Source organism: Pseudomonas hunanensis (assembly GCF_013393325.1).
In the GTDB taxonomy this organism is placed as follows: Bacteria; Pseudomonadota; Gammaproteobacteria; order Pseudomonadales; family Pseudomonadaceae; genus Aquipseudomonas; species Aquipseudomonas putida_P.
The window spans coordinates 219,264-244,400 of the sequence record NZ_QJRC01000098.1; the positions used below are offsets into that span (position 1 = coordinate 219,264).

Annotated in this window: 25 protein-coding genes and 1 tRNA gene; 15 read left to right on the forward strand and 11 right to left on the reverse strand. The window is 62.0% G+C overall.

Going from position 1 to position 25,137, the window contains the following annotated elements; genetic code table 11:
• The first annotated feature begins 32 nt into the window (after nucleotides 1-32).
• Entirely contained in the window at nucleotides 33-728 is a 696-nt protein-coding gene (locus DM807_RS22725) for a 3-oxoacid CoA-transferase subunit A (protein ID WP_010954768.1), read from the forward strand.
• Between the two features lie 8 nt (nucleotides 729-736).
• Entirely contained in the window at nucleotides 737-1,378 is a 642-nt protein-coding gene (locus tag DM807_RS22730; RefSeq protein ID WP_012273199.1) for a 3-oxoacid CoA-transferase subunit B, read from the forward strand.
• A gap of 243 nt (nucleotides 1,379-1,621) precedes the next feature.
• Here DM807_RS22730 and DM807_RS22735 read toward each other — a convergent pair whose 3' ends face one another.
• Both DM807_RS22735 and DM807_RS22740 read right to left on the reverse strand, forming a co-directional pair.
• Entirely contained in the window at nucleotides 1,622-1,795 is a 174-nt protein-coding gene (locus tag DM807_RS22735) for a hypothetical protein (RefSeq protein ID WP_012273200.1), read from the reverse strand.
• A 163-nt stretch (nucleotides 1,796-1,958) separates the two neighbouring features.
• Nucleotides 1,959-2,046 (reverse strand) — tRNA-Ser (locus DM807_RS22740).
• Nucleotides 2,047-2,179: 133 nt separating this feature from the next.
• On the opposite strand from DM807_RS22740, the gene DM807_RS22745 reads away from it, so the two are divergent.
• The 8 genes from DM807_RS22745 (at nucleotide 2,180) to DM807_RS22780 (ending at nucleotide 8,023) form a co-directional block, all read left to right on the forward strand.
• Entirely contained in the window at nucleotides 2,180-2,851 is a 672-nt protein-coding gene (locus DM807_RS22745) for a Bax inhibitor-1/YccA family protein (protein WP_003251184.1), read from the forward strand.
• A gap of 179 nt (nucleotides 2,852-3,030) precedes the next feature.
• Nucleotides 3,031-4,410 (forward strand): nucleobase:cation symporter-2 family protein, encoded by a 1,380-nt coding sequence (locus DM807_RS22750; protein ID WP_179027951.1) that lies wholly within the window; start codon nucleotides 3,031-3,033, stop codon nucleotides 4,408-4,410.
• Between the two features lie 177 nt (nucleotides 4,411-4,587).
• The gene (gene tusD, locus DM807_RS22755) at nucleotides 4,588-4,980 is read left to right on the forward strand and encodes a sulfurtransferase complex subunit TusD (RefSeq protein ID WP_012273202.1); all 393 of its coding nucleotides are present in this window, start codon (nucleotides 4,588-4,590) and stop codon (nucleotides 4,978-4,980) included.
• A gap of 1 nt (nucleotide 4,981) precedes the next feature.
• Entirely contained in the window at nucleotides 4,982-5,341 is a 360-nt protein-coding gene (gene tusC / locus DM807_RS22760; protein ID WP_012273203.1) for a sulfurtransferase complex subunit TusC, read from the forward strand.
• Nucleotides 5,341-5,637: a sulfurtransferase complex subunit TusB gene (gene tusB / locus DM807_RS22765; protein WP_012273204.1), complete on the forward strand. Its 297-nt coding sequence runs from the start codon at nucleotides 5,341-5,343 to the stop codon at nucleotides 5,635-5,637. The genes tusC and tusB overlap by 1 nt, the downstream gene beginning before the upstream one ends.
• Nucleotides 5,634-5,969: a TusE/DsrC/DsvC family sulfur relay protein gene (locus tag DM807_RS22770; RefSeq protein ID WP_012273205.1), complete on the forward strand. Its 336-nt coding sequence runs from the start codon at nucleotides 5,634-5,636 to the stop codon at nucleotides 5,967-5,969. Before tusB ends, DM807_RS22770 begins: the two co-directional genes overlap by 4 nt.
• A complete protein-coding gene (locus tag DM807_RS22775) occupies nucleotides 5,966-6,967 on the forward strand; it encodes a glycosyl transferase family protein (protein ID WP_012273206.1) in 1,002 nt (333 codons plus the stop codon). Before DM807_RS22770 ends, DM807_RS22775 begins: the two co-directional genes overlap by 4 nt.
• 96 nt (nucleotides 6,968-7,063) lie before the next feature.
• Complete coding sequence (locus DM807_RS22780; protein ID WP_012273207.1) at nucleotides 7,064-8,023, forward strand: glutathione S-transferase family protein; 960 nt, start codon at nucleotides 7,064-7,066, stop codon at nucleotides 8,021-8,023.
• 33 nt (nucleotides 8,024-8,056) lie between these two features.
• Here DM807_RS22780 and cysG read toward each other — a convergent pair whose 3' ends face one another.
• The 6 genes from cysG to DM807_RS22810 all read right to left on the reverse strand — a co-directional run bounded on the left by cysG (nucleotide 8,057) and on the right by DM807_RS22810 (nucleotide 15,722).
• Complete coding sequence (gene cysG / locus DM807_RS22785; protein ID WP_012273208.1) at nucleotides 8,057-9,448, reverse strand: siroheme synthase CysG; 1,392 nt, start codon at nucleotides 9,446-9,448, stop codon at nucleotides 8,057-8,059.
• Nucleotides 9,449-10,729: a serine--tRNA ligase gene (serS, locus tag DM807_RS22790; protein ID WP_012273209.1), complete on the reverse strand. Its 1,281-nt coding sequence runs from the start codon at nucleotides 10,727-10,729 to the stop codon at nucleotides 9,449-9,451. It lies immediately after the preceding gene.
• Nucleotides 10,730-10,759: 30 nt separating this feature from the next.
• Nucleotides 10,760-11,134, reverse strand: a complete 375-nt coding sequence (gene crcB, locus DM807_RS22795; RefSeq protein ID WP_012273210.1) for a fluoride efflux transporter CrcB — start codon at nucleotides 11,132-11,134, stop codon at nucleotides 10,760-10,762.
• Nucleotides 11,131-12,456, reverse strand: a complete 1,326-nt coding sequence (locus DM807_RS22800; RefSeq protein WP_012273211.1) for a replication-associated recombination protein A — start codon at nucleotides 12,454-12,456, stop codon at nucleotides 11,131-11,133. The genes crcB and DM807_RS22800 overlap by 4 nt, the downstream gene beginning before the upstream one ends.
• A 12-nt stretch (nucleotides 12,457-12,468) precedes the next feature.
• Nucleotides 12,469-13,092, reverse strand: coding sequence for an outer membrane lipoprotein periplasmic chaperone LolA (gene lolA, locus DM807_RS22805; protein ID WP_179027952.1), 624 nt, complete (start codon nucleotides 13,090-13,092; stop codon nucleotides 12,469-12,471).
• Between the two features lie 62 nt (nucleotides 13,093-13,154).
• Complete coding sequence (locus DM807_RS22810; protein ID WP_370739312.1) at nucleotides 13,155-15,722, reverse strand: DNA translocase FtsK; 2,568 nt, start codon at nucleotides 15,720-15,722, stop codon at nucleotides 13,155-13,157.
• A gap of 294 nt (nucleotides 15,723-16,016) precedes the next feature.
• Between DM807_RS22810 and aat the strand changes: the two genes are divergently transcribed.
• From aat to infA, 3 genes are all read left to right on the forward strand, one after another.
• Nucleotides 16,017-16,697 carry a leucyl/phenylalanyl-tRNA--protein transferase gene (aat, locus tag DM807_RS22815; protein WP_060493186.1) on the forward strand — a complete coding sequence of 227 codons (681 nt, stop codon included), beginning with the start codon at nucleotides 16,017-16,019 and terminating at the stop codon, nucleotides 16,695-16,697.
• Nucleotides 16,698-16,753: 56 nt separating this feature from the next.
• Nucleotides 16,754-17,461: an arginyltransferase gene (locus DM807_RS22820; RefSeq protein ID WP_012273215.1), complete on the forward strand. Its 708-nt coding sequence runs from the start codon at nucleotides 16,754-16,756 to the stop codon at nucleotides 17,459-17,461.
• A 102-nt stretch (nucleotides 17,462-17,563) separates the two neighbouring features.
• Nucleotides 17,564-17,782, forward strand: coding sequence for a translation initiation factor IF-1 (gene infA / locus DM807_RS22825; RefSeq protein ID WP_002553999.1), 219 nt, complete (start codon nucleotides 17,564-17,566; stop codon nucleotides 17,780-17,782).
• Nucleotides 17,783-17,869: 87 nt separating this feature from the next.
• On the opposite strand, the gene clpA is transcribed toward infA, so the two are convergent.
• Entirely contained in the window at nucleotides 17,870-20,140 is a 2,271-nt protein-coding gene (gene clpA, locus DM807_RS22830; RefSeq protein ID WP_012273216.1) for an ATP-dependent Clp protease ATP-binding subunit ClpA, read from the reverse strand.
• Between the two features lie 30 nt (nucleotides 20,141-20,170).
• Complete coding sequence (gene clpS / locus DM807_RS22835) at nucleotides 20,171-20,533, reverse strand: ATP-dependent Clp protease adapter ClpS (RefSeq protein WP_003251220.1); 363 nt, start codon at nucleotides 20,531-20,533, stop codon at nucleotides 20,171-20,173.
• Nucleotides 20,534-20,763: 230 nt separating this feature from the next.
• On the opposite strand from clpS, the gene cspD reads away from it, so the two are divergent.
• Nucleotides 20,764-21,018: a cold shock domain-containing protein CspD gene (cspD, locus tag DM807_RS22840; RefSeq protein ID WP_012273217.1), complete on the forward strand. Its 255-nt coding sequence runs from the start codon at nucleotides 20,764-20,766 to the stop codon at nucleotides 21,016-21,018.
• 71 nt (nucleotides 21,019-21,089) lie between these two features.
• Here cspD and icd read toward each other — a convergent pair whose 3' ends face one another.
• Nucleotides 21,090-22,346: an NADP-dependent isocitrate dehydrogenase gene (gene icd / locus DM807_RS22845; RefSeq protein WP_179027953.1), complete on the reverse strand. Its 1,257-nt coding sequence runs from the start codon at nucleotides 22,344-22,346 to the stop codon at nucleotides 21,090-21,092.
• Between the two features lie 414 nt (nucleotides 22,347-22,760).
• Here icd and DM807_RS22850 point away from each other — a divergent pair, with 414 nt between their 5' ends.
• Nucleotides 22,761-24,986: an NADP-dependent isocitrate dehydrogenase gene (locus tag DM807_RS22850; RefSeq protein ID WP_012273219.1), complete on the forward strand. Its 2,226-nt coding sequence runs from the start codon at nucleotides 22,761-22,763 to the stop codon at nucleotides 24,984-24,986.
• The last annotated feature ends 151 nt before the right edge of the window (nucleotides 24,987-25,137 follow it).

Below are 25,137 nucleotides of genomic sequence, written 5' to 3' on the forward strand. Positions count from 1 at the left end.
ACCACAACTCCAGGAACAACCAGGAGCTCGCCTTGATCAATAAAACGTACGAGTCCATCGCCAGCGCGGTGGAAGGAATCACCGACGGTTCGACCATCATGGTCGGTGGCTTCGGCACTGCCGGCATGCCGTCCGAGCTGATCGATGGCCTGATCGCAACCGGTGCCCGCGACCTGACCATCATCAGCAACAACGCCGGCAACGGCGAGATCGGCCTGGCCGCCTTGCTCATGGCAGGCAGCGTGCGCAAGGTGGTCTGCTCGTTTCCGCGCCAATCCGACTCCTACGTGTTCGACGAACTGTACCGGGCCGGCAAGATCGAATTGGAAGTGGTGCCGCAAGGCAACCTGGCCGAGCGTATCCGCGCAGCCGGTTCGGGCATCGGTGCGTTCTTCTCGCCGACCGGCTACGGCACCCTGCTGGCCGAAGGCAAGGAAACCCGTGAAATCGACGGCCGCATGTACGTGCTGGAAATGCCATTGCACGCCGACTTCGCACTGATCAAGGCGCACAAGGGTGACCGTTGGGGCAACCTGACCTACCGCAAAGCCGCGCGCAACTTCGGGCCGATCATGGCCATGGCCGCCAAGACTGCCATCGCCCAGGTCGACCAGGTTGTCGAACTCGGTGAACTGGACCCAGAACACATCATCACTCCGGGTATCTTCGTCCAGCGCGTGGTCGCCGTCACCGGCGCTGCCGCTTCTTCGATTGCCAAAGCTGTCTGAGGCCTGCCATGACCATCACCAAAAAGCTCTCCCGCACCGAGATGGCCCAACGCGTGGCCGCAGACATTCAAGAAGGCGCGTACGTAAACCTGGGCATTGGCGCACCGACCCTGGTGGCCAACTACCTGGGCGACAAGGAAGTCTTCCTGCACAGCGAGAACGGCCTGCTGGGCATGGGCCCAAGCCCAGCGCCGGGCGAGGAAGACGATGACCTGATCAACGCCGGCAAGCAGCACGTCACCCTGCTGACCGGCGGTGCATTCTTCCACCATGCCGACTCGTTCTCGATGATGCGTGGCGGCCACCTGGACATCGCCGTACTGGGCGCCTTCCAGGTGTCGGTCAAGGGCGACCTGGCCAACTGGCACACCGGTGCCGAAGGTTCGATCCCCGCCGTGGGCGGTGCGATGGACCTGGCCACCGGCGCCCGCCAGGTGTTCGTGATGATGGACCACCTGACCAAGACCGGCGAAAGCAAGCTGGTGCCCGCGTGCACCTACCCGCTGACCGGTATTGGTTGCGTCAGCCGCATTTACACCGACCTGGCCGTGCTGGAAGTAACGCCTGAAGGCCTGAAAGTGGTCGAGATTTGCGCGGACATCGACTTTGACGAGCTGCAGAAGCTGAGTGGTGTGCCGCTGATCAAGTGATGTTTTGATCGACGCAGACCTGTGTAGGAGCGGCCTTGTGTCGCGAAAGGGCTGCGAAGCAGCCCCGGCAATTGTTGATGTAACGCTGAAATCCGGGGGGCTGCCTTGCAGCCCCCAAGACACCAGCAACACCCACTATCCCACCACCCCAGCCCGCAATCGCAGCAGGCTAGGCCTTGGGCTGCGCATTGGCCAAGGCGGTGATGGATGATGCCGAGCTGCGCATGTGCGCTGCGCTCAAAATTAGGCGTTGTTGCGCGGGGCACGTTGAAAACGGGTAACTGCGATTTGAACAACACCGGCCACTAGGCAAAGCACACCTATTTTCCAACCCCCTTCCAGGCCGAAGTGCTCCGCTATCTTCCCGGCGATGATCACGCTTACGAAAATGGCGGCGGGCAGGATCAGCTTGTTCATTTCGGCCTCCAGGTGCGAACGGCATAGATCGTGAGGGGCACAGCCTACGCAGCGCCGGCGTGCGAGAGATCTCTGGGCGCAAAGTCGAACCGCCCCACTCCACAGGCCCGTTCTTACAGGCCCCAAAAACGCAAAAAGCCCTGAATAATCAGGGCTTTGAATATGGCGGAAGCGTAGAGATTCGAACTCTAGGATAGTTGCCCATCGACGGTTTTCAAGACCGTTGCCTTAAACCACTCGGCCACGCTTCCAGCTCGTTTTGCGGCCGCCATCATACCGTAATGAAACACGCTGTCAAACTCTCAGTGTCGCGGGTTGCAGGAGCTCTGATAGACTCCTAGCATCTGAACGTTCGAAACCACAGGTTTACCAAGGAGTGTCGCCATGCGCGAACAGGATTACGCCGTACACCACGGCCAGCAGGTCGAGCAGCAGGAGATCAGCAAGGTCCTGCGCAACACGTACAGCCTGCTGGCGCTTACCCTCGCCTTCAGCGGTGTCATGGCTTTCGTTGCCCAGCAGATGCGTGTCGGCTACCCGAACGTGTTCGTGGTGCTGATCGGCTTCTACGGGCTGTTCTTCCTTACCAATAAACTGCGTGATTCCGCCTGGGGCCTGGTGTCCACCTTCGCCCTCACCGGCTTCATGGGCTTCATTCTCGGCCCAATCCTCAACCGTTACCTGGGCATGGCCGGTGGCGCTGAAGTGGTCAGCTCGGCATTCGCCATGACTGCGCTGGTATTTGGTGGCCTGTCGGCCTATGTGCTGATTACCCGCAAGGACATGAGCTTCCTCAGCGGCTTCATCACTGCTGGCTTCTTTGTTCTGCTGGGCGCTGTCGTGGCCAGCTTCTTCTTCCAGATCAGCGGCCTGCAGCTGGCGATCAGCGCTGGTTTCGTGCTGTTCTCGTCGGTGTGCATCCTGTTCCAGACCAGCGCGATCATTCATGGTGGCGAGCGCAACTACATCATGGCGACCATCAGCTTGTATGTTTCGATCTACAACCTGTTCGTCAGCCTGCTGCAGCTGTTTGGCATCATGGGTCGTGATGACTGATTGACTGGTGTAAGAGAAAGCCCGCCTCGGCGGGCTTTTTTGCACCCAGTGAATTGACTTAAAAGTCAGCTTATTGGATGCATACCCGCCGATCATGCCGCTATCGTGCTTTTCTCTACCGTAATCTTCCGTCACCCCGTAGAATGCGCTCCTTTTTTCTTCCGGGGCAGCTTTCAGCAATGAGCTCACACGAACACAGCCCAGGCGCAGCGGCGCCTGCCAATGAACTGGTGCTTGGCCTTGAGGACAAGCCACGGCTGTTGATCGGCCTGCTGGCAGCCCTGCAGCACCTGCTGGCGATCATTGTGCCGATCGTTACCCCTGGCCTGCTGATCTGCCAGGCGCTGGGCGTTTCGGCGCGTGATACCAACCTGATCGTTTCCATGTCGCTGGTGATCTCCGGTATTGCCACCTTCGTCCAGTGCAAACGCTTCGGCCCATTTGGCGCCGGGCTGCTGATCGTTCAGGGCACCAGCTTCAATTTCGTAGGCCCGCTGATTGCCGGCGGCGCGCTGATGGTCAAGCAAGGCACGCCCGTTGAAGGGGTGATGGCGGCCATTTTTGGTGTGGTGATTGCGGGCTCGTTCGTCGAGATGGGGGTGTCGCGCATTCTGCCCTTCGTCAAACGCCTGATCACCCCGCTGGTGACGGGCATCGTCGTGCTGATGATCGGCCTGACCTTGATCAAGGTAGGCCTGATAAGCATGGGTGGCGGCTTTGGTGCCATGGCCAACGGCACCTTCGCCAATGGCGAAAACCTGCTGCTGTCGGGCGTGGTGCTGGCGATTATCGTGATCCTTAACCGCATTCCCGTGGTGTGGATTCGCAGTTGTGCCATCGTCATCGCCCTGGCGGTCGGCTACGCGCTGGCCGGCTACATGGGCCGCCTGGACTTCACCGGCATGCACGAGGCCGCGCTGTTCCAGGTGCCGACGCCGCTGCACTTCGGCCTGGGCTTTTCCTGGGCGCTGTTCATTCCGATGCTGGTGATTTACCTGGTCACTTCGCTGGAAGCCATTGGTGACGTGACCGCCACCAGCAAGGTGTCGCGCCAGCCGGTCGAAGGGCCGGTATGGATGCAGCGGATCAAGGGCGGTGTACTGGTCAACGGCGCCAACTCGCTGCTGGCCGGCTTGTTCAACACCTTCCCTAGTTCGATCTTTGCCCAGAACAACGGGGTAATTCAGCTGACCGGGATTGCCAGCCGCCATATCGGTATGTGGATTGCCGTGATGCTGGTGCTGCTGGGGCTGTTCCCCAGCGTTGCCGGGGTGATCCAGGCGGTGCCAGAGCCGGTGCTGGGTGGCGCGGCCATGGTGATGTTCGGGGCAGTTGCGGCTTCGGGCATCAACATTCTGGCCAGCACCCGGCTGGATCGTCGCGCGCTGCTGATCATTGCCGTGTCGTTGGCACTGGGCCTGGGTGTGGCGCAGGTGCCGGAGTTCCTGGCGCACATGCCGGCGGCGATTCGCAATGTGCTGGAGTCGGGTGTGGCCACCGGGGGGATCTGTGCCCTGGTGCTGAACTGGTTCTTGCCGGAAAGCAAGGAACAGGCGTAAGTCTGGTGTCTACCTGTTAGGGCCATGGGGGGCTGCCATGCAGCCCATCGCGACACAAGGCCGCTCCTGCAAGGGATCGCACAGGCCTGGGGAATCAATAGAAGCCCGAGCCGCTTGCACAAGCGGGCGCGGGCTTTTTTGCTTTATCATGGCAGCATTCCTTTGCATGAGTTATCCATGAAATTCGCTATCGCGGTGTTCTCCCCGGCCCATGCGCCCTCCTCGCGGCGTGCCTTGCGCTATGCCGAGGCAGTGCTGGCCGGCGGGCATGAGATTGCCCGGCTGTTCTTCTATCAGGACGGGGTGCACAGTGCCTCGGCCAACGTGGTCGCCCCCCAGGACGAACTGGACGTGGCTGGCCAGTGGCGTACCTTTATCGAGACCCACCAGTTGGACGCCGTGGTGTGCATCGCCGCTGCCCTGCGCCGTGGCGTGCTCGATGAAGCCGAAGCCAACCGTTACCAGCGCCCGGCCGTGAACCTGCCCAAACCTTGGGAACTGTCGGGGCTTGGCCAACTGCATGAAGCGGCGCAGGTTGCTGACCGCCTTGTCTGCTTCGGAGGCGATTGAAATGGCTAAATCCATGTTGATCATCAGCCGCCAGGCCCCGTGGAACGGCCCATCGGCCCGTGAGGCACTGGACATCGCCCTGGCCGGCGGGGCATTCGACCTGCCGCTGGGCATGCTGTTTCTGGACGACGGCGTGTTCCAGCTCGCTCCCGGCCAGCAACCCACCGAGGTGCAACAGAAGAACCTGGCCGCTAACCTGCAAGCGCTGCCGATGTTCGGTGTAGAGGAACTGTTCGCTTGCAGCCACAGCCTCACCCGCCGCGGCCTGGCAGCCGATACCCTGGCACTGCCGGTGCAAGTGCTCGATGACGCGGCCTTGTCCGCGCTGATCGCCCGTTTCGACCAGGTGATAACACTTTGATGACGACCCTGCATGTAATTGCCCACTCCCCGTTTGGCGACGAGCGCCTGGCCAGCTGCCTGCGCCTGCTCGGAGCCGACGACGCGCTGCTACTGTGCGGCGATGCGGTGTATGCCCTGCGCTGCGGCAGCGAGCCGCACCGCCAGCTGCAAGGTGCCGGCCTAGCCACACGCCTGTTCGCCCTGAACGAAGACCTGCAAGCCCGCGCCATCGACAACGAACTGGCCAAAGCCGTGGACTACGCCGGGTTCGTCGAACTGTCGCTTCACTACGACAAGGTCAATAGCTGGCTATGAGTACGCTCACCGTTGGCGATCAAGCGATCGCCCTGGACAAGGACGGCTTCCTGGTCGACCTGCAAGACTGGTCCCACGCTGCTGCCGAGGCCTTGGCCGAACGCGAAGGCATCCTGCTGACGGCGGACCACTGGGAGATCCTCGAACTGTTGCGCCAGTTCTACCAGGAATTCCAGCTGTCCCCGGCCACGCGCCCGCTGATCAAGTACACGGCGCTGAAACTGGGCCCGGACAAGGGCAACAGCCCGCACCTGAACCGCCTGTTCAACGGCACCCCCGCCAAACTCGCCGCCAAGCTGGCGGGCCTGCCCAAGCCGACCAACTGCATATGACCGACCCTCGTCCGCTCACCCTGGAAACTCCCGCCGAACACCCGTTCGCCGAATTCGTGCGCATTCTCGGCAAAGGCAAGCGCGGTGCGCGCGGCCTGACCCGCGAAGAAGCCCGTGCTGCCATGACCCTGCTGCTGGAAGGCAAGGTCGAAGACACTCAGCTGGGCGCCTTCCTCATGCTGCTGCGGCACAAGGAAGAAAGCGCCGAAGAACTGGCCGGCTTCACCGAGGCCCTGCGCTCCCACCTGCAGGCACCGCGCATCGCCGTGGACCTGGACTGGCCCACTTACGCCGGCAAGAAGCGCCACCTGCCCTGGTACCTGTTGGCTGCCAAGTGCCTGGCCAACAATGGCGTGCGCATCCTGATGCACGGCGGTGGCGCGCACACCGCCGGGCGCATGTACAGCGAACAGTTGCTCGAACGGTTGCAGATCCCGCTGTGCCGCGATTGGGATGCAGTCGGCAACGCACTGGACCAGCATCAGTTGGCGTTCTTCCCGCTGCACGATTGGGCGCCGCAATTGCAGCGCATGATCGACCTGCGCAACACCTTGGGCCTGCGCTCACCGATCCACTCGCTGGCCCGGGTGCTCAACCCGCTGGGTGCGCGCTGTGGCCTGCAAAGCATCTTCCATCCCGGCTATCAGGCCGTGCACCGCGAGGCTAGCCGGCTGCTGGGCGATCATGCCGTGGTGATCAAGGGCGACGGTGGCGAGATCGAGGTCAACCCTGATGTCATCAGCCACCTCTACGGCACCACGGCGGGCGAAGCGTGGGACGAAGAGTGGCCAGCGCTGAGCGAGCGCCGACATGTCAAACCGCCCAGCCTGCAGGCCGAACAGTTGCTGGCGTTCTGGCGTGGCGAGGTTGAAGACAGCTATGGCGAGAAGGCCGTCATCGCCACCATGGCCCTGGCATTGCGGGGCTTAGGGCGGGACCGCGAACAAGCGTTTGCGACAGCTCAAGGCTATTGGAACACGCGAAACCGATCGATTTAACCGATCGTATCACCCCGATCTTTGCGCTATTTGTTCGAACGATTTGGCCTAGACTGGGCTCCAACGACAAATCACTTTGTACCGAGGAGCTCACTCATGGGCCTTTTGATCGACGGCCGCTGGCATGACCAGTGGTATGAAAACGGCAAGGACGGTACGTTCAAACGCGAAAACGCCCAACGCCGCAATCAACTCCCCGCCCCCGAAGCCGGCCGTTACCACCTGTACGTCTCGCTGGCCTGCCCATGGGCTCATCGCACCCTGATCTTGCGCGCCCTCAAAGGCCTTGAGCCATTGATCGATGTGTCGGTGGTCAGTTGGCTGATGCAAGACCATGGCTGGACCTTCGACCAGCAGCAAGGCTCCAGCGGCGACCACCTTGGCGCCCTGCAGTATCTGCACCAGCGCTATACCCAGGATGACCCGCATTACACCGGCCGGGTGACCGTGCCTGTCCTGTGGGACAAGAAAGAGCAGCGCATCGTCAACAACGAATCGTCGGAGATCATCCGTATCTTCAACAGCGCGTTCAACGAGCTGACTGGCAACACCCTGGATTTGTACCCCGAACCACTGCGACCGGTCATCGAGGCGCTGAACGAGCGCATTTATCCGGCGGTGAACAACGGCGTTTACCGGGCAGGCTTTGCCACCACGCAAGACGCCTACGAAGCGGCGTTTGATGATGTGTTCAACGAACTGGATTACCTGGAAGACTTGCTAAGCCGCAATCGCTACCTGGCGGGTGAGTACCTGACTGAGGCCGATGTACGCCTGTTCACCACGCTTGTGCGCTTCGACGCTGTGTACCACGGGCACTTCAAGTGCAACCTGCGGCGCCTGAGCGACTACCACAACCTGTCGAACTGGCTGCGCGAGCTGTACCAGTGGCCAGGGGTAGCGGCCACTGTGGATATGGAGCATATACAGAAGCACTACTACATGAGCCACAAGACCATCAACCCGAACGGGATAGTGCCTAAAGGGCCTTTGCAAGACTTTGGCGCGCCGCATGATCGGGAGCGGTTGGCAGGCAAGGGGATTTGGCAGGCTTGAGAAAGCCGGGGCTGCTTTGCAGCCCCACCATTGTCAGCTGTTCTGCGAACCTTCGAACCAGGCCAGCTTTTCACGCAACTGCACCACTTCCCCGACAATCACCAGGGTTGGCGCATGCACTTCATGCTGGGCCACCAGGCCCGGCAGGTCTGCCAGGGTACCGGTGAACACCCGCTGGTTTCGCGTCGTCCCCTGCTGAACCAAAGCAGCCGGTGTGCTGGCCGCTCGCCCATGGCGAATCAACTCGGCGCAAATGGTCGGCAAACCCACCAACCCCATGTAGAACACCAAGGTCTGCGCTGGCGCCACCAGGTCATTCCACGGCAAGTTGCTGGTGCCATCCTTCAGGTGCCCGGTGACGAAACGCACCGACTGGGCATAGTCGCGGTGAGTCAGCGGAATGCCGCCATAAGCGGAACAGCCACTGGCCGCCGTGATGCCCGGCACCACCTGGAACGGGATGCCATGCTCGGCCAGTTCCTCGATCTCTTCGCCTCCCCGGCCGAAGATGAACGGGTCGCCACCCTTCAGGCGCAGCACCCGCTTGCCCTGCTGGGCCAGATCGACCAGCAGGCGGTTGATCTGATCCTGCGGCACGGCATGCTCAGCGCGGCGCTTGCCCACGTAGATGCGCTCGGCATCCCGCCGGCACATCTCGATAATAGCTGGCGCCACCAGGCGGTCGTACAGCACCACATCGGCCTGCTGCATCAGGCGCAAGGCTCGGAAAGTCAGCAAGTCCGGATCGCCCGGGCCAGCACCTACCAAGTACACCTCACCGCCCTGCTGCACCGGCGCGCCTTCTACCATCGCCTGCAACAGGCGCTCGGCTTCAGCGCCCTGCCCGGCCAGCTGGCGCTCGGCGATCGGCCCCTGGAACACGGTTTCCCAGAAGCCGCGGCGCTGGTTGACGTCTGGGTACAAGGATTTGACCTTGTGCCGGAAACGCGCCGCCAGCCCGGCCAGCTCGCCGTAGGCCGAAGGGATCCACGCCTCCAGCTTGGCGCGAATCAAGCGCGCCAGCACTGGGGCATCACCACCGCTGGAAACCGCAATCACCAGCGGCGAGCGGTCGACGATCGCTGGGAAGATCACCGTGCACAGGGCCGGCGCATCCACCACGTTGACCGGCAGGCTGAGGGCCTGCGCATCGGCCGACACCTGGGCATTGAGCCCAGGGTCGTCGGTAGCCGCGATCACCAGCCGGCAACCGACAAGGTCGGCTGCCTGATAGCCACGCACCAGCACCTCACCGCCACCTTCCCGGGCCAACGCGGCCAACTGGCCGTCGACGTCCGGCGCCACCACGCGCAGCACACCGCCGGCATCGGCCAGCAGGCGCGCCTTGCGCAAGGCGATCTCACCGCCGCCGACGACCAGCACGCGGCCGCCCTGCAGCTTGTGGAACAGCGGCAGGTAATTCATTTAGCGGATGACCTCGACGCCGCCCATGTACGGCTTCAGCACTTCCGGCACCAGGATCGAGCCGTCGGCCTGCTGGTAGTTTTCCAATACGGCAACCAAAGTACGGCCTACGGCCAGGCCAGAGCCGTTGAGGGTGTGCACCAGTTCTGGCTTGCCGGTTTCCGGGTTACGCCAGCGGGCCTGCATGCGGCGCGCCTGGAAGTCGCCGCAGTTGGAGCACGAGCTGATTTCGCGGTACTTGTCCTGGCTCGGCACCCACACTTCCAGGTCGTAGGTTTTCACTGCACCAAAGCCCATATCGCCGGTGCACAGGGCCAGCACGCGGTACGGCAGCTCCAGCAACTGCAGCACGCGCTCAGCGTTGGCAGTCAGGCCTTCCAAGGCTTCCATCGATTTGGCCGGCTCTACCACCTGGACCATCTCGACCTTGTCGAACTGGTGCTGGCGGATCATGCCGCGGGTGTCGCGGCCGGAAGCACCGGCTTCGCTGCGGAAGCATGGGGTGTGGGCAACCAGTTTCAGCGGCAGTTGCTTGGCGTCGAGGATTTCACCCGCTACCAGGTTGGTCAGCGACACTTCGGCGGTCGGGATCAGGTAGAAGTCAGCCTCGCCTTCGCGGGTGATCTTGAACAGGTCTTCCTCGAACTTGGGCAGCTGGCCGGTGCCCTGTAGGGCCGGAGCCTGCACCAGGTAAGGGGTGTAGTGTTCCTCGTAGCCGTGCTCGCCGGTGTGCAGGTTGATCATGAATTGCGCCAGGGCGCGGTGCAGGCGGGCGATCGGGCCACGCAGCACAGCGAAACGGGCGCCGGACAGCTTGGCAGCCGCTTCGAAGTCCAGGCCACCGCTGACTTCACCAAGGGCGACGTGGTCCTTGATTTCGAAGTCGAACGCCTTCGGCGTGCCCCAACGGCGCACTTCGACGTTGTCGTCTTCGCTGGCACCGACCGGTACGCTCGCGTCCGGCAGGTTGGGGATGGTCAGCAGAATGCCGTCCAGCTCGGCCTGGATACCGTCCAGCTCAAGCTTGCCGGCGGCCAGTTCATTGGCCATGCGCTCGACGTCGGCCATCAGCGGCGCGATGTCTTCGCCCTTGGCCTTGGCCTGACCGATGGACTTGGAGCGGGCGTTACGCTCGGCCTGCAGTTGCTCGGTGCGGGTCTGCACCGCCTTGCGGCGTTCTTCCAGTGATTCGATGCGCGCGACATCCAGGCTGAAGCCACGGGAGGCCAGGCGATCCGCCACTTCCTGAAGTTGGCCGCGTAACAGTTTGGAATCGAGCATATCGTTCTCTCGTTATATGTAAGTGTTGGTTCAGAATCGGGTCAGGGACAGGCCAGCCCAGGTTGCAAGCAGCCCACCCACCACGCTGATACTGGTATAGCCCAAGGCAAGGGGCACTTGCCCGCTTTCCATCAGGCGCACGGTATCGAGCGAGAAAGAGGAAAAGGTTGTCAGGCCACCGAGGAAGCCGACAATCAAGCCAGCGCGCAATTCGATCGGCGCCAGCGGCTTGTGCAAGAACAAGCCATAGAGCAGGCCGATCAGCAGGCAGCCAACCAGGTTGACCGCCAGCGTACCGGCATAGAAGTGCCGTGGCCAGTGGGCCGCGACCCAATTGGCGGTAGCGAAGCGCAACAAAGTGCCAGCAACACCGCCCGCGCTGACCGCGGCAATGAGTGCGATCATGGTTTTCTCCGCTGACGGGGGCTGTTTCGGTCCAGGTCGGCCAAGTGGCGCAGTTTCTCGCCAATTTTCAGTTCCAGGCCACGGGGCACTGGCTGGTAGTACTGGCGTGGCTCCAGCTCATCGGGGAAGTAATCCTCACCGGCGGCGTAGGCGTCGGGTTCATCGTGGGCGTAGCGGTACTCGTCACCATAGCCCAGTTGCTTCATCAGCTTGGTCGGGGCATTGCGCAGGTGCAGCGGCACTTCCAGCGACCCATGTTCGGCGGCTTCTCGCAGCGCCGTCTTGAAGCCCATGTACACCGCGTTGCTCTTGGGCGCACAGGCCAGGTAGGTGATGGCCTGGGCCACCGCCAGCTCACCCTCGGGGCTGCCAAGGCGCTCCTGCACGTCCCAGGCTGCCAGGCACAGGCTGAGCGCGCGCGGGTCGGCATTACCGATGTCCTCGCTGGCCATACGCACCACGCGGCGGGCGATGTACAGCGGGTCGCAGCCGCCGTCGAGCATGCGGGCGAACCAATACAAAGCACCATCGGGGTTGGAGCCGCGCACCGACTTGTGCAACGCGGAAATCTGGTCGTAGAACGCCTCGCCGCCCTTGTCGAAACGGCGACGGCTGTCACCCAGCAGGCTCTGCAGCATCTCGACGTCGATCTCGCTGCCATCTTCGGCCAGGTCCGAAGCGTTCTCGAGGAAATTGAGCATGCGCCGGCCATCACCGTCGGCGGCGGCCATCAGCATCTTGAAAGCTTCGTCACCCACCCGCAGGTTGCGCTTGCCCAGGCCACGCTCTTCGGTCAGCGCACGGTTGACCAACTTGCGCAGGGCCGCCTCGTCCAGGCTCTTGAGCACGTAGACCCGCGCCCGCGACAACAACGCGTTGTTCAGCTCGAACGACGGGTTTTCGGTGGTGGCGCCGATGAACAGCAGTGTGCCGTCTTCCACATAGGGTAGAAAGGCGTCCTGCTGCGACTTGTTGAAACGGTGCACTTCGTCAACGAACAAGATGGTGCGGCGGCCATATTGACCAGCCTGCTGCTTGGCCACCTCCACCGCCTGGCGAATCTCTTTCACCCCAGCCAGCACCGCCGACACCGTTTCGAAGTGCGCATCGCAGAACTGCGCGAGCAGCCGCGCCAGGGTGGTTTTGCCCACCCCAGGTGGCCCCCAGAAAATCATCGAGTGCAGCGCACCCTGCTCCAGCGCCTCGCGCAGCGGTTTACCGCGCGCCAGCAGGTGCTCCTGGCCAACGTATTCATCCAGGTTGGACGGGCGCAGGCGGGCGGCCAGGGGCTGGGCGACGGGTTCGCTTCGAAACAGGTCCATGACGGGCTCTGGTTACTCCTTGATCACGTCGGCGCCTTTGGGGATGTCGAACGTGAACTTGCTGTCCGGCACCGCCTGGTTGGCCTTGACGCCATTGAACAGGATGTTGGTGCGCTGACCAACACTGTCGATCAATTGCATGTCATTGATCAGGCCCTTGCGGAACGAGACGCGCAGCGAATCGAACAGCGTGTCCTTGGTCTTGGGCTTGAGGGTGAAGTCCATTACTTCGCCCTGCTCCTTCGAGGCGATATCGAAGCTCTGGCTGATCTTCGACGCGTCACCGGACAGCAGCAGAGCCGGGGTCTGGTTCAGACGCACGTCGAGCTTCTTGATGGTGGCCTGCTCCAGGTCCGGGTCCCACAGGGTGACGTTCTTGCCATCCGACACCACCACCTGCTCCTGCGGCGCATCGGTGTGCCAGTAGAACAGGCCTGGGCGCTTGACCGTCATCTTGCCCGAGGTTTCCTGCAGGCTGGTGCCATCGGCGCCCAGGGTCAGCTGGGAAAAGTTGGCCTCGATGGTCTGCGACTTCTCCAGCAGCTGGGTCAAGCGTTGTACATCTTGCTCACCGGCATAAGCCGTAACAGTGCCCAGAGCCAGGGCAGAAACCAACAGCATGCGAATCGCGCGCATGGGAATCCTCATTGAGCGTTGAAAAGGCCGGGCACCACCGTTGGCGCCCGACAGGGTGTTCATCAGTCGCGCGGGCCACCTGGGGCAATCACTTCCCGCGAGCCGTTACTGTTCATCGGGGTGACGACGCCAGCCATCTCCATCGACTCGATCATGCGCGCAGCACGGTTGTAGCCGATCTTCAACTTGCGTTGCACTGCAGAAATGGAAGCACGACGGCTCTCAAGCACGAATTGCACCGCTTCATCATACAGTGCATCGGTTTCGGCATCGTCACCATCGCCACCACCGCCGCCGCCATCGAAGCCGCTGCCGGCCTCTTCGACGCCGTTGAGGATGTCGTCGTTGTAGTCCGGGGCGCCGCGCAGCTTCCACGCTTCGACCGTGCGGTGCACTTCGTCGTCGGAAACGAACGCACCGTGCACGCGGATTGGCAGGCTGGTGCCCGGCGGCATGTACAGCATGTCGCCGTGGCCCAGCAACTGCTCGGCGCCGCCTTGGTCGATGATGGTGCGCGAGTCGATCTTGCTCGACACCTGGAACGCCATACGGGTCGGGATGTTGGCCTTGATCAGGCCGGTGATCACGTCCACCGACGGGCGCTGCGTGGCGAGGATCAGGTGGATACCGGCTGCCCGCGCCTTCTGCGCGATACGGGCAATCAGCTCTTCGACCTTCTTGCCGACGATCATCATCATGTCGGCGAACTCGTCCACCACCACCACGATGGTCGGCAGGGTTTTCAGTGTAGGCGGCTCGTCGTCCATGCTCTCGCGGCGATACAGCGGATCATGGATGACTTCACCGGCTTCCTGGGCGTCCTTGATCTTGCGGTTGAAGCCGGCCAGGTTACGCACGCCCATGGCCGCCATCAGCTTGTAGCGCCGTTCCATCTCGGCCACGCTCCAGCGCAAGGCGTTGGCGGCGTCCTTCATATCGGTGACCACCGGGCACAGAAGGTGCGGGATGCCTTCGTAGATGGACAGTTCGAGCATTTTCGGGTCGATCATGATCAGCCGCGCGTCTTCCGGGCTGGATTTGAACAGGATCGACAGAATCATCGCGTTGACACCCACCGACTTACCAGAACCCGTAGTACCGGCCACCAGCAGGTGCGGCATCTTCGCCAGGTCGGTGATCACCGGCTTGCCGCCGATGTCGTGGCCCAAGGCCAGGGTGACCGGCGATTTCTGCTCGTCGAACTGCGGCGTGGCCAGCACTTCGGAGAAGCGCACCATCTGGCGGTTTTCGTTGGGGATCTCGATACCGACGGTGGTCTTGCCAGGGATGACCTCGACCACCCGCACGCTGGTCACGGCCAGCGAACGCGCCAGGTCCTTGGCCAGGTTGGCGATGCGGCTGACCTTCACACCGGCGGCCGGTTGGATTTCGTAGCGGGTAATCACCGGGCCCGGGTGGATCGAGTCCACCGCCACTTCCACACCGAATTCCTTGAGCTTGATTTCCAGCAGTTGACCGACACCGGCCAGAGACTCCGGCGAGTACTCGATCTTCTTCTGCTCGGCCGGGTCGAGAATGGAAATCGACGGCAAGGTGCCTTCCACGGCGCTGTCGACGAACAGCGGCGCCTGCTTCTCCTTCATCACCCGCTTGCTCGGTTCCGGCGCCTTGTCGGCTGCCGGAGGTACGATCATCGGGGTTGCAGGCTGCGCACGGGGCACCACCGCGTCACGCGGCACGACCGGCTCACGGGCGAGGGTTGGCTCGCGCGGCGGGGCGGCAGGCTCGCGGCCAAGGGTTGGCTCACGGGGTTCAACCACCGGGGCGGGCGACGCTTCACGCTTGAAGATACGTTCACGCAGCGCCGGTTTGGCCGGTTCCCGCTTCTCGGTGGCCATGGGTGCAGCCCTGACCACTGGCTCATCCTCGCGCAGCTGTGCCTCGAGGCGCTTGCGCTCGTTGCGCGCTTCCCACCAGCGATTGGCCGCCCCTTGCACCAGTTCGAACAGGTCGAGGGTGATCTTGCCGGTCAGGTCCATCACCTTGAACCACGACAGATCGGTGAACACGGTCAGGCCGAACAGGAACAGGGCAATGAACATCAGCGTGCTGCCCTGCACGTTCAGCAGGTTGCGCGCCAGGTCGCCGAGGCTTTCGCCCAGTGCACCACCGGCGGAGAACGGCAGGCTCGCCGGCGGGTGGAAGTGGATATGCGCCAGCGCCGCCCCCGACAGCACCAGGAACACCAGGCCGATCAGCCGCCAGGAGAACAACCAGCCGCTCCAATCCCACGGCTGGTGGCGCTCACGGAATATCTGCCAGGTCTTGACCGCCAGCAGCAGCGGGAAGATATAGGCGAAGTAGCCCAGCACCATGAACAGGATGTCGGCGAAGTAGGCACCGGCACGCCCGGCAGCATTCTGCACCTGGTCGACGTTGCTGGTGTGGCTGAAGCCTGGGTCCGAGGTGTCGTAGGTCAGCAGCGCCATCCACAGGTACAGGCACAGGGCGCCGACAGCGATCAACGCACCTTCCTTGAGGCGATAATGCAGCTGCTGCCGCCACAGAGGCACAGGCAAGGGAGCTGGGGTTGCGGTGGATTTCTTCAAAACGCGTCTATTCCTGCGCGTGGTGCGCGTCCAATAGTGATCGGCCGCTGCGCGACCAATGAACCACTACTTTTAACATTACTGCCCGCCAGCCGCCATGACGGCACGCCGTATGGGTGTTTGAGCGGGGGCGAATCATATAGCTGCAATTTGAGCACGCATTTTCTTTTGTGACAAAGGCTTATGCTGTGTTTTTGCACAGGTGTGACAGCAAATGTAGCGGATGGTGCCTGCGGCTTGATGAATGTGTCTTAAATTGCCTGTTTTCATCGCCCGCGAAGAAGCCAAAGAGATTGACCCTGCATTTCACCCGCGCCATGCTGCCCTCTCCCCTCCCCCACCGCACGATAGACCATGCTTACCTGGCTGACTCGCGACTCGCTGACCTTCCCACCCCTGGAAAAGGCCCTGCATGACCCCAACGGCCTGCTGGCCGCTGGCGGTGACCTGAGCCCCGAGCGCCTGGTACAAGCGTATCGCCATGGCTGCTTCCCGTGGTACCAGGACGGCCAGCCGATCCTGTGGTGGTCACCCGACCCACGTACAGTGCTGCTCCCCGACCAGTTGCACGTGTCGCGCTCGCTGGCCAAGCTGATGCGCCAAGGCCGCTACCAGGTCAGCTTCGACACCGACTTTCCGGCCGTGATCGCCGCCTGCGCTGCGCCACGCGACTACGCCGACGGCACCTGGATTACCGACACCATGCGCAACGCCTATTGCGAGCTGCACCGCCGCGGCATCGCCCATTCGGTGGAGGTACGCCAGGACGGTAAGCTGGTCGGCGGCCTGTACGGCCTGGCCATGGGCCAGCTGTTCTTTGGCGAATCGATGTTCAGCCGCGCCGACAACGCCTCCAAGGTCGGCTTCGTCACCCTGGTCAACCACCTGCGCGATGCGGGCTTTGCGCTTATCGACTGCCAGATGCCCACCAACCACCTGCACAGCCTGGGTGCCCATGCCATCAGCCGCGCCGAGTTCGCCGATTACCTGGCACGCCACCTCGACCAGCCCAACAGCGCTACATGGGTTGCCTAGGCGAGTTGCCGTAGCTGGCTTACACTTAAATCAAAGTCTCACCGAGGGGGTTGATCATGACAGAGCTGGCGCGGTTGAAGTTCTATGCCACTCAACCCCACTCCTGCAGCTACCTGCCAGACGAGCAGGCGACCACGCTGTTCCTCGACCCCAGCCAGCCGATGGACGTGAATGTGTACGCCGACTTGTCGGAAATGGGCTTTCGCCGCAGCGGCGACCACCTGTACCGCCCGCATTGCCAGAACTGCAACGCCTGCGTGCCGGCGCGCATCCCGGCGGCGCGCTTCATCCCCAACCGCCAGCAGCGGCGCATCCTCAAACGCAACGCCGACCTGACCGTGACGGCAGCTCGCCCGGCGTTCAAGGAAGAGTACTTCGAGCTCTACCGGCGCTACATCGAAACGCGCCACGCCGACGGTGACATGTACCCACCCAGCCGCGACCAGTTCTCCACTTTTCTGGTACGTGACCTGCCGTTCTGCTGGTTCTACGAGTTCCGCCTCGAAGGCCACCTGATGGCGGTGGCCGTGTGCGACCTGCTGCCCAATGGCCTGTCAGCGGTGTACACCTTCTACGAGCCGGACGAGGAACGCCGCAGCCTTGGCCGCTTCGCCATCCTCTGGCAGATCACCGAAGCCCTGCGCCAGGACCTGGAAGCGGTGTACCTGGGTTACTGGATCAAGAACTGCAAGAAAATGAACTACAAGACGCAGTATCGGCCTATCGAGCTGCTGATAAACCAGCGTTGGGTCACCCTCAACTGAAAGACATTGGCTTGACACGCAGTTTTCCGGCATAATCCACGCCACTTTTTTGCCCGGTGCGGTTATGCGTCGGGCCAACACTGGATCCGAGGGCTCTACTGCATGTCGAAAGAAGACAGCTTCGAAATGGAAGGTACTGTCGTCGACACCCTGCCCAACACCATGTTCCGCGTGGAGTTGGAAAACGGGCACGTCGTAACCGCGCACATCTCCGGAAAGATGCGCAAGAACTACATCCGTATTCTCACTGGCGACAAGGTCCGCGTCGAGCTGACGCCTTATGACCTGAGCAAAGGCCGCATCACCTACCGTGCGCGCTAAGCTCCAGCCATGAAAAAGCCCGGCCATGTGCCGGGCTTTTTTGTGCCTGCCAGATTACAAGGGGGCTGCTTTGCAGCCCCCCCTGCATCACGCGACCTCAGCCGTGGTCTCGAAGTCGAACACCAGTTCGCCATCGCGCAGGTCGACGTGCACCACGCCGCCATGCTCGGCCAGCTCGCCGAACAAGATCTCCTCGGCCAGCGGCCGCTTGATCTTGTCCTGGATCAGCCGCGCCATCGGCCGCGCACCCATCTGCGCGTCGTACCCCGAAACCGCCAGCCAGCCGCGCGCATCATCGCTGACTTCCAGCAGCACACGCTTGTCTTCCAGCTGCGCCTGCAGTTCGATAAGGAACTTGTCGACGATGCTTTTGATCGTCTCTGTGCTCAGGCGGCCAAACTGGATGATGGTATCCAGGCGGTTGCGGAACTCTGGCGTGAAGCTCTTGCGGATCACTTCCATGGCATCGGACGCGTGGTCCTGATGAGTGAAGCCGATCGACGCCCGCGCCGCGGTTTCGGCACCGGCGTTGGTGGTCATGATCAGGATCACGTTACGGAAGTCGGCCTTGCGCCCGTTGTTGTCGGTCAGGGTACCGTGGTCCATCACCTGCAACAGCAGGTTGAAGACTTCCGGGTGAGCCTTCTCGATTTCGTCGAGCAGCAACACGCAGTGCGGTTGCTTGGTAATCGCCTCGGTCAGCAAACCACCCTGGTCGAAACCAACATAACCAGGCGGCGCACCGATAAGGCGCGACACGGTGTGGCGTTCCATGTACTCGGACATGTCGAAGCGCACCAGTTCCACGCCCAGCGCTTTGGCCAGCTGCCGCGCCGCTTCGGTCTTGCCGACACCAGTGGGGCCAGCGAACAGGAACGAACCAACCGGCTTGTCTGGCGACTTGAGGCCGGCACGAGACAGCTTGATCGCGGTAGACAGCGAGTCGATTGCCTGGTCCTGGCCGAACACGGTCAGTTTCAGGTCGCGCTCAAGGTTACGCAGCAGCTCCTTGTCGGAACTGCTGACATGCTTCGGCGGAATCCGCGCGATCTTGGCGACGATATCCTCGACTTGCGGCACATCGATGCGCTTGACGCGGTTGGCCTCCGGTTGCAGACGCTGGTAGGCGCCGGCTTCGTCGATTACGTCGATGGCCTTGTCCGGCATGTGCCGGTCATTGATGTAGCGCGAGGCCAGTTCAGCGGCGGCGCGCAGGGCTTCGTCACTGTACTCGATGTTGTGGTGGCTTTCGAAACGCCCCTTCAGGCCGCGCAGAATGCCCACGGTGTCTTCGACCGATGGCTCGCTGACGTCCACCTTCTGGAAGCGCCGTGCCAGCGCACGGTCCTTCTCGAAGATGCCGCGAAACTCCTGGAAGGTGGTCGAGCCGATACAACGGATTTCACCCGACGACAGCAGCGGCTTGAGCAGGTTGGAGGCATCCATCACCCCACCCGACGCTGCACCGGCACCGATGATGGTGTGGATTTCGTCGATGAACAGGATGGCCTGCGGGCGCTTGCGCAGCTCACCGAGCAGCGCCTTGAAACGCTTCTCGAAGTCGCCACGGTATTTGGTACCGGCCAGCAGCGCGCCCAGGTCGAGGGAATACACCACGCTCTGCGCCAGCAGGTCGGGCACCTGGCCGTCGACGATGCGCTTGGCCAGGCCTTCGGCGATGGCCGTCTTGCCCACGCCTGCCTCACCCACCAGCAGCGGGTTGTTCTTGCGCCGACGGGCAAGGATTTGCGCCACCCGCTCCACTTCCTGCTCGCGGCCGACCAGTGGGTCGATGCGGCCGGCACGCGCCAGCTCGTTCAGGTTGCTGGCATAGGCGTCCAGTGGGTTGCTCGAAGAGGAGGTTTCACCGCCCTCTTCGTCCTGCATTTCCTGGTCGCTTTCAGACTGCGAACCATGCCCTGGCACCTTGGAGATACCATGGGCGATGTAGTTGACCACGTCGATACGGGCCACGCTCTGCTGCTTGAGCAGAAACACGGCCTGGCTTTCCTGTTCGCTGAAGATCGCCACCAGCACATTGGCGCCAGTCACTTCGCGCTTGCCGGAGCTTTGCACGTGGAACACGGCACGCTGCAGCACACGCTGGAAGCCCAGGGTCGGCTGGGTTTCCCGGTCTTCGTCGTTGACAGGAATCAGCGGCGTTGTGGAGTCGATGAACTCTTGCAGGTCATGCTTGAGTTTGTCGAGATTGGCGCCACAGGCGCGCAGAACGGTCGCAGCAGCCTCATTGTCAAGGAGTGCCAGCAGCAGATGTTCGACAGTCATGAACTCATGACGCTTCGAACGGGCCTCCTTGAAGGCCAGATTGAGGGTGACTTCGAGCTCGCGGTTTAACATAGCTTCACCTCATACCCAAGTGGTCGGCGATTAACCGTCCTTCTCGATTTCACAGAGTAGCGGATGCTGGCTTTCCCTGGCGTATTGGTTGACCTGCATAGCCTTTGTTTCGGCGATGTCACGGGTAAACAATCCGCACACTGCCCGCCCTTCTGTATGGACGGTCAGCATGATCTTGGTCGCCAGCTCGCGGTTCAGACTGAAGAACGTCTCGAGCACTTCGACGACGAAATCCATTGGCGTGTAGTCATCGTTGAACAAAACCACCTTGTACATCGGTGGCGCCTGCAGGATCGGCTTGGCTTCCTGAACTGCAAGACCCGAGCCGTCGTCCTCATTCGATTGCGGGCGATCCTGATTGAATGTTAGTCGAATCTCACTAGGTGCATGCATGGAAAGAATTTCATCATGAGCGTCAGGTTAAGGTTGTGGGTTGACCGCACAGGCCACCGCCAGCGCAGGCGCCGCGTGACCTTGACTATCGGCAAAACGGTGTTACAACCAATAAGAACCCACCGTGGTCGATAAAGATCCGCGCAGTCAACCAGATTTTTCGCAAGGTTCGTATGCGGATGACGTGGATGATACTCCAGTGATGGAGTCCTTTGCAGAGGGACATAGGGATGGCAAGCGGTAAAGTCAAGTGGTTCAACAATGCCAAGGGCTATGGATTCATCAATGAGGACGGCGGAACCGAAGATCTGTTCGCACACTATTCGGCGATCCAGATGGACGGTTACAAGACGCTGAAAGCCGGACAAGCTGTGACGTTCAACATCATCCAGGGCCCGAAAGGCCTGCATGCGGTTGAAATCAAGGGCATCAACGTCAGCGCTTCAACGGGAGTACCGAACTCGCCCACGACCGCTAATGCGTGAACCCTGCTTTACTGCCGGTATACGAAAAAACCGGCCGCTTCTTTACAGGAAGCGGCCGGTTTTGTATTGCCTTACATGTGCTTGATCATTTCATCGCCAAAACCTGAGCTGCTCACCAGCCGGGCCCCCTCCATCAGCCGCTCGAAATCGTAGGTCACGGTCTTGGCCGCAATCGCGCCGTTGGTGCCCTTGATGATCAGGTCGGCGGCCTCGGTCCAGCCCATGTGGCGCAGCATCATTTCTGCCGAGAGTATCACCGAGCCCGGGTTGACCTTGTCCTGCCCGGCATACTTGGGCGCGGTGCCGTGGGTGGCCTCGAACATGGCCACGGTGTCGGACAGGTTGGCGCCCGGCGCAATGCCGATACCACCCACCTCCGCCGCCAGGGCGTCGGACAGGTAGTCACCGTTGAGGTTGAGCGTGGCAATCACGTCGTACTCGGCCGGGCGCAGCAAAATCTGCTGCAGCATGGCGTCGGCAATGGCGTCCTTGACGATGACCTCGCGGCCACTCTTGGGGCTCTTGAACTTCATCCACGGGCCGCCATCGAGCAGTTCGGCGCCGAACTCGTCCCGCGCCACCTCGTAGCCCCAGTCCTTGAAGGCCCCTTCGGTGAACTTCATGATGTTGCCCTTGTGCACCAGGGTCAGCGACTCGCGGTCATTGTCCACCACGTATTGCAGGGCCTTGCGCACCAGGCGCTTGGTGCCCTCGCGGGATACCGGCTTGACGCCGATGCCGCAGTCCTGGTCGAAACGGATCTTGGTGACGCCCATTTCCTCTTTAAGGAACTTGATCACCTTGTTCGCCTCGGGCGAGCCGGCCTTCCACTCGATGCCCGCGTAAATGTCCTCGGAGTTCTCGCGGAAGATCACCATGTCGACGTCGCCCGGCTTTTTCACCGGGCTCGGCACACCCTGGAACCACAGCACCGGGCGCAGGCACACGTACAGGTCGAGCTGCTGGCGCAGCGCCACGTTGAGCGAGCGGATGCCGCCACCGACCGGGGTGGTAAGCGGGCCCTTGATCGACACCACGTAATCTCGCACGGCATCGAGGGTTTCCTGCGGCAGCCAGGTGTCCTGGTCGTATACCTGGGTGGCTTTTTCGCCGGCGTACACCTCCATCCAGGCAATCTTGCGCTTGCCGCCATAGGCCTTCTGCACGGCGGCGTCGACCACCTTGATCATCACGGGCGAGACATCGATGCCGATCCCGTCGCCCTCGATGTACGGAATGATCGGATTGTCAGGCACGTTGAGCGAATGGTCTGCATTGACGGTGATCTTGGCGCCGTCGGTCGGAACCTTGATTTTCTGGTATCCCATGCTTGCACTACTCCGCTGTCGGGTGTGGTTTGGACATCATGCGATGCAATGAGCCTAAACCACATCTGCCGACCTGCAAGGCGTGCGACAACCCGCCACATTGCCGCTTAGTCTTTGGTCTTATAAATGGGCCGATATCACTTGGCCTTGCTGATTAGCCCGAATGGTTTGGTATACTCCGCCGCGACCGAAGGGTCATCGGGGCGAATCCCAGGAAAATGCGGACCGCCCTAGGCCATGAATGGCCACTAAGCCTGGGTTGTTACCGCAGCCCAGCACTTGACGCTCGACTGATGCATCCACCATCACCGCTCGCAGCCTCTCGACTTTCCGCTCATGGCGCTGCCAGGGCGATGCGCCTACCCTGCGCACCACGAGACTCGAGCACGCTCAGCACACAGAGAGTTAACCCGCATGCCCACCCGTTCCAAGATCATCTATACCTTCACCGACGAAGCCCCCGCCCTCGCCACCTACTCGCTGCTGCCGATCGTCGAAGCTTTCACAGCTTGCGCTGACATCGCCGTCGAAACTCGCGACATCTCCCTGGCTGGCCGTATCCTTGCCGCCTTCCCGGAGCAACTGGGCGCAGAGAAGCGAGTAGGCGATCACCTGGCGGAACTGGGCCAGCTGGCTACCACCCCTGAAGCCAACATCATCAAGCTGCCGAACATCAGCGCCTCGGTACCGCAGCTCAAAGCCGCGATCAAGGAACTGCAAGGCAAGGGCTTCAACATCCCTGACTACGCCGACGAGCCGGCCACCGCGGACGAGAAAGAGTCCCGCGCCCGCTACGACCGCATCAAGGGTTCCGCCGTGAACCCGGTGCTGCGCGAAGGCAACTCCGACCGCCGCGCGCCGCTGTCGGTCAAGAACTACGCCCGCAAGCACCCGCACAAGATGGGCGCTTGGGCCGCCGACTCCAAGTCGCACGTTGCCCACATGACCCAAGGCGATTTCTACGGCAGCGAGAAGGCCGCACTGATCGAAGGTGACGACAGCCTGCGCATCGAGCTGGTCGGCAACGATGGCAGCACCACCGTGCTGAAAGAAAAGACCGCCGTCAAAGCCGCCGAAATCATCGACTGCGCCACCATGAGCCGCAAGGCCCTGAAAGCCTTCATCGCCGAGCAGATCGCCGATGCCAAGGCTTCTGGCGTGCTGCTGTCGGTTCACCTGAAAGCCACCATGATGAAGGTCTCCGACCCAATCATGTTCGGCGTCATCGTCGAAGAGTTCTACAACGACGTGCTGGCCAAGCACGCCGCAGCACTGGCCGAAGTGGGCTTCAACGCCAACAACGGTATCGGTGACCTGTACGCCCGCATCAAGGACCTGCCAGCTGACAAGCAGGCCGAGATCGAAGCCGACATCCAGGCCCTGTACGCCGACCGCCCAGCCCTGGCCATGGTCAACTCCGACAAAGGCATCACCAACCTGCACGTGCCGAGCGACGTTATCGTCGACGCCTCGATGCCAGCCATGATCCGTGACTCGGGCAAGATGTGGAACACCGCTGGCGAACTGCAAGACGCCAAGGCCGTGATCCCGGACCGCTGCTACGCCGGCATCTACCAGGCCACCATCGAAGACTGCAAGAAACACGGCGCCTTCGACCCGACCACCATGGGCAGCGTGCCGAACGTTGGCCTGATGGCGCAAAAGGCCGAAGAGTACGGCTCCCACGACAAGACCTTCCAGATCAAGGCCGACGGCGTCGTGCGCGTGGTCGATGGCAAGGGCAACGTCGTGCTGGAACAGAACGTCGAAGCCGGTGACATCTTCCGCATGTGCCAGACCAAAGACGCTCCGATCCAGGATTGGGTCAAGCTGGCCGTCAACCGCGCCCGCCTGAGCGACACCCCGGCGGTGTTCTGGCTGGACCCGGCTCGCGCCCACGACGGTGTGATGATCGAGAAGGTACAGAAGTACCTGAAAGATCACGACACCACTGGCCTGGACATCCGCGTACTGGCCCCGGTCGACGCCATCAAGTTCTCCCTGGCCCGCATCCGCGAAGGCAAGGACACCATCTCGGTGACCGGCAACGTGCTGCGCGACTACCTGACCGACCTGTTCCCGATCATGGAACTGGGCACCAGCGCCAAGATGCTGTCGATCGTGCCGCTGATGAACGGCGGTGGCCTGTTCGAAACCGGCGCCGGCGGTTCGGCGCCCAAGCACGTACAGCAGCTGGTTGAAGAGAACTTCCTGCGTTGGGACTCGCTGGGTGAATTCCTGGCCCTGGCCGCTTCCCTGGAGCACCTGGGCAACACCTACGACAACCCGCGCGCCAAGGTTCTGGCCAACACCCTGGACCAGGCTACCGGCAAGTTCCTCGACACCAACAAGTCGCCGTCGCGCAAGGTCGGTGGTATCGACAACCGCGGCAGCCACTTCTACCTGACCCTGTACTGGGCTGAAGCCCTGGCCGCTCAGGCTGACGACGCTGCCCTGCAGGCACGCTTCGCACCGCTGGCAAAAACCCTGGCCGAGAACGAAGCGACCATCGTCGCCGAGCTCAATGCCGTTCAGGGCAAGCCAGCCGACATCGGTGGTTACTACGCCCCGGATGCCGAGCTGACCGCCAAGGTGATGCGCCCAAGCCAGACCCTGAACAGCGCCATTGCCGCCCTGTAAGGTTCGCTTGAAGTAACAGCAAAAACCCCGGCCACGCACCGGGGTTTTTGCTTTCTTAAAGTGCGTACACGGCTCCCTGTAGGAGCGGCCTTGTGTCGCGAAAGGGCTGCGAAGCGGCCCCAGATTTTCGGCTTCGCAGCGGATATCGTCG

Excerpts from the sequence above, each read along its gene's own strand:
- DM807_RS22730 (WP_012273199.1), top strand. The coding sequence starts at position 737 with ATGACCATCACCAAAAAGCTCTCCCGCACCGAGATGGCCCAACGCGTG.
- DM807_RS22735 (WP_012273200.1), bottom strand. The coding sequence starts at position 1,795 with ATGAACAAGCTGATCCTGCCCGCCGCCATTTTCGTAAGCGTGATCATC.
- DM807_RS22745 (WP_003251184.1), top strand. The coding sequence starts at position 2,180 with ATGCGCGAACAGGATTACGCCGTACACCACGGCCAGCAGGTCGAGCAG.
- DM807_RS22750 (WP_179027951.1), top strand. The coding sequence starts at position 3,031 with ATGAGCTCACACGAACACAGCCCAGGCGCAGCGGCGCCTGCCAATGAA.
- tusD (WP_012273202.1), top strand. The coding sequence starts at position 4,588 with ATGAAATTCGCTATCGCGGTGTTCTCCCCGGCCCATGCGCCCTCCTCG.
- tusC (WP_012273203.1), top strand. The coding sequence starts at position 4,982 with ATGGCTAAATCCATGTTGATCATCAGCCGCCAGGCCCCGTGGAACGGC.
- tusB (WP_012273204.1), top strand. The coding sequence starts at position 5,341 with ATGACGACCCTGCATGTAATTGCCCACTCCCCGTTTGGCGACGAGCGC.
- DM807_RS22770 (WP_012273205.1), top strand. The coding sequence starts at position 5,634 with ATGAGTACGCTCACCGTTGGCGATCAAGCGATCGCCCTGGACAAGGAC.
- DM807_RS22775 (WP_012273206.1), top strand. The coding sequence starts at position 5,966 with ATGACCGACCCTCGTCCGCTCACCCTGGAAACTCCCGCCGAACACCCG.
- DM807_RS22780 (WP_012273207.1), top strand. The coding sequence starts at position 7,064 with ATGGGCCTTTTGATCGACGGCCGCTGGCATGACCAGTGGTATGAAAAC.
- cysG (WP_012273208.1), bottom strand. The coding sequence starts at position 9,448 with ATGAATTACCTGCCGCTGTTCCACAAGCTGCAGGGCGGCCGCGTGCTG.
- serS (WP_012273209.1), bottom strand. The coding sequence starts at position 10,729 with ATGCTCGATTCCAAACTGTTACGCGGCCAACTTCAGGAAGTGGCGGAT.
- crcB (WP_012273210.1), bottom strand. The coding sequence starts at position 11,134 with ATGATCGCACTCATTGCCGCGGTCAGCGCGGGCGGTGTTGCTGGCACT.
- DM807_RS22800 (WP_012273211.1), bottom strand. The coding sequence starts at position 12,456 with ATGGACCTGTTTCGAAGCGAACCCGTCGCCCAGCCCCTGGCCGCCCGC.
- lolA (WP_179027952.1), bottom strand. The coding sequence starts at position 13,092 with ATGCGCGCGATTCGCATGCTGTTGGTTTCTGCCCTGGCTCTGGGCACT.
- aat (WP_060493186.1), top strand. The coding sequence starts at position 16,017 with ATGCTTACCTGGCTGACTCGCGACTCGCTGACCTTCCCACCCCTGGAA.
- DM807_RS22820 (WP_012273215.1), top strand. The coding sequence starts at position 16,754 with ATGACAGAGCTGGCGCGGTTGAAGTTCTATGCCACTCAACCCCACTCC.
- infA (WP_002553999.1), top strand. The coding sequence starts at position 17,564 with ATGTCGAAAGAAGACAGCTTCGAAATGGAAGGTACTGTCGTCGACACC.
- clpA (WP_012273216.1), bottom strand. The coding sequence starts at position 20,140 with ATGTTAAACCGCGAGCTCGAAGTCACCCTCAATCTGGCCTTCAAGGAG.
- clpS (WP_003251220.1), bottom strand. The coding sequence starts at position 20,533 with ATGCATGCACCTAGTGAGATTCGACTAACATTCAATCAGGATCGCCCG.
- cspD (WP_012273217.1), top strand. The coding sequence starts at position 20,764 with ATGGCAAGCGGTAAAGTCAAGTGGTTCAACAATGCCAAGGGCTATGGA.
- icd (WP_179027953.1), bottom strand. The coding sequence starts at position 22,346 with ATGGGATACCAGAAAATCAAGGTTCCGACCGACGGCGCCAAGATCACC.
- DM807_RS22850 (WP_012273219.1), top strand. The coding sequence starts at position 22,761 with ATGCCCACCCGTTCCAAGATCATCTATACCTTCACCGACGAAGCCCCC.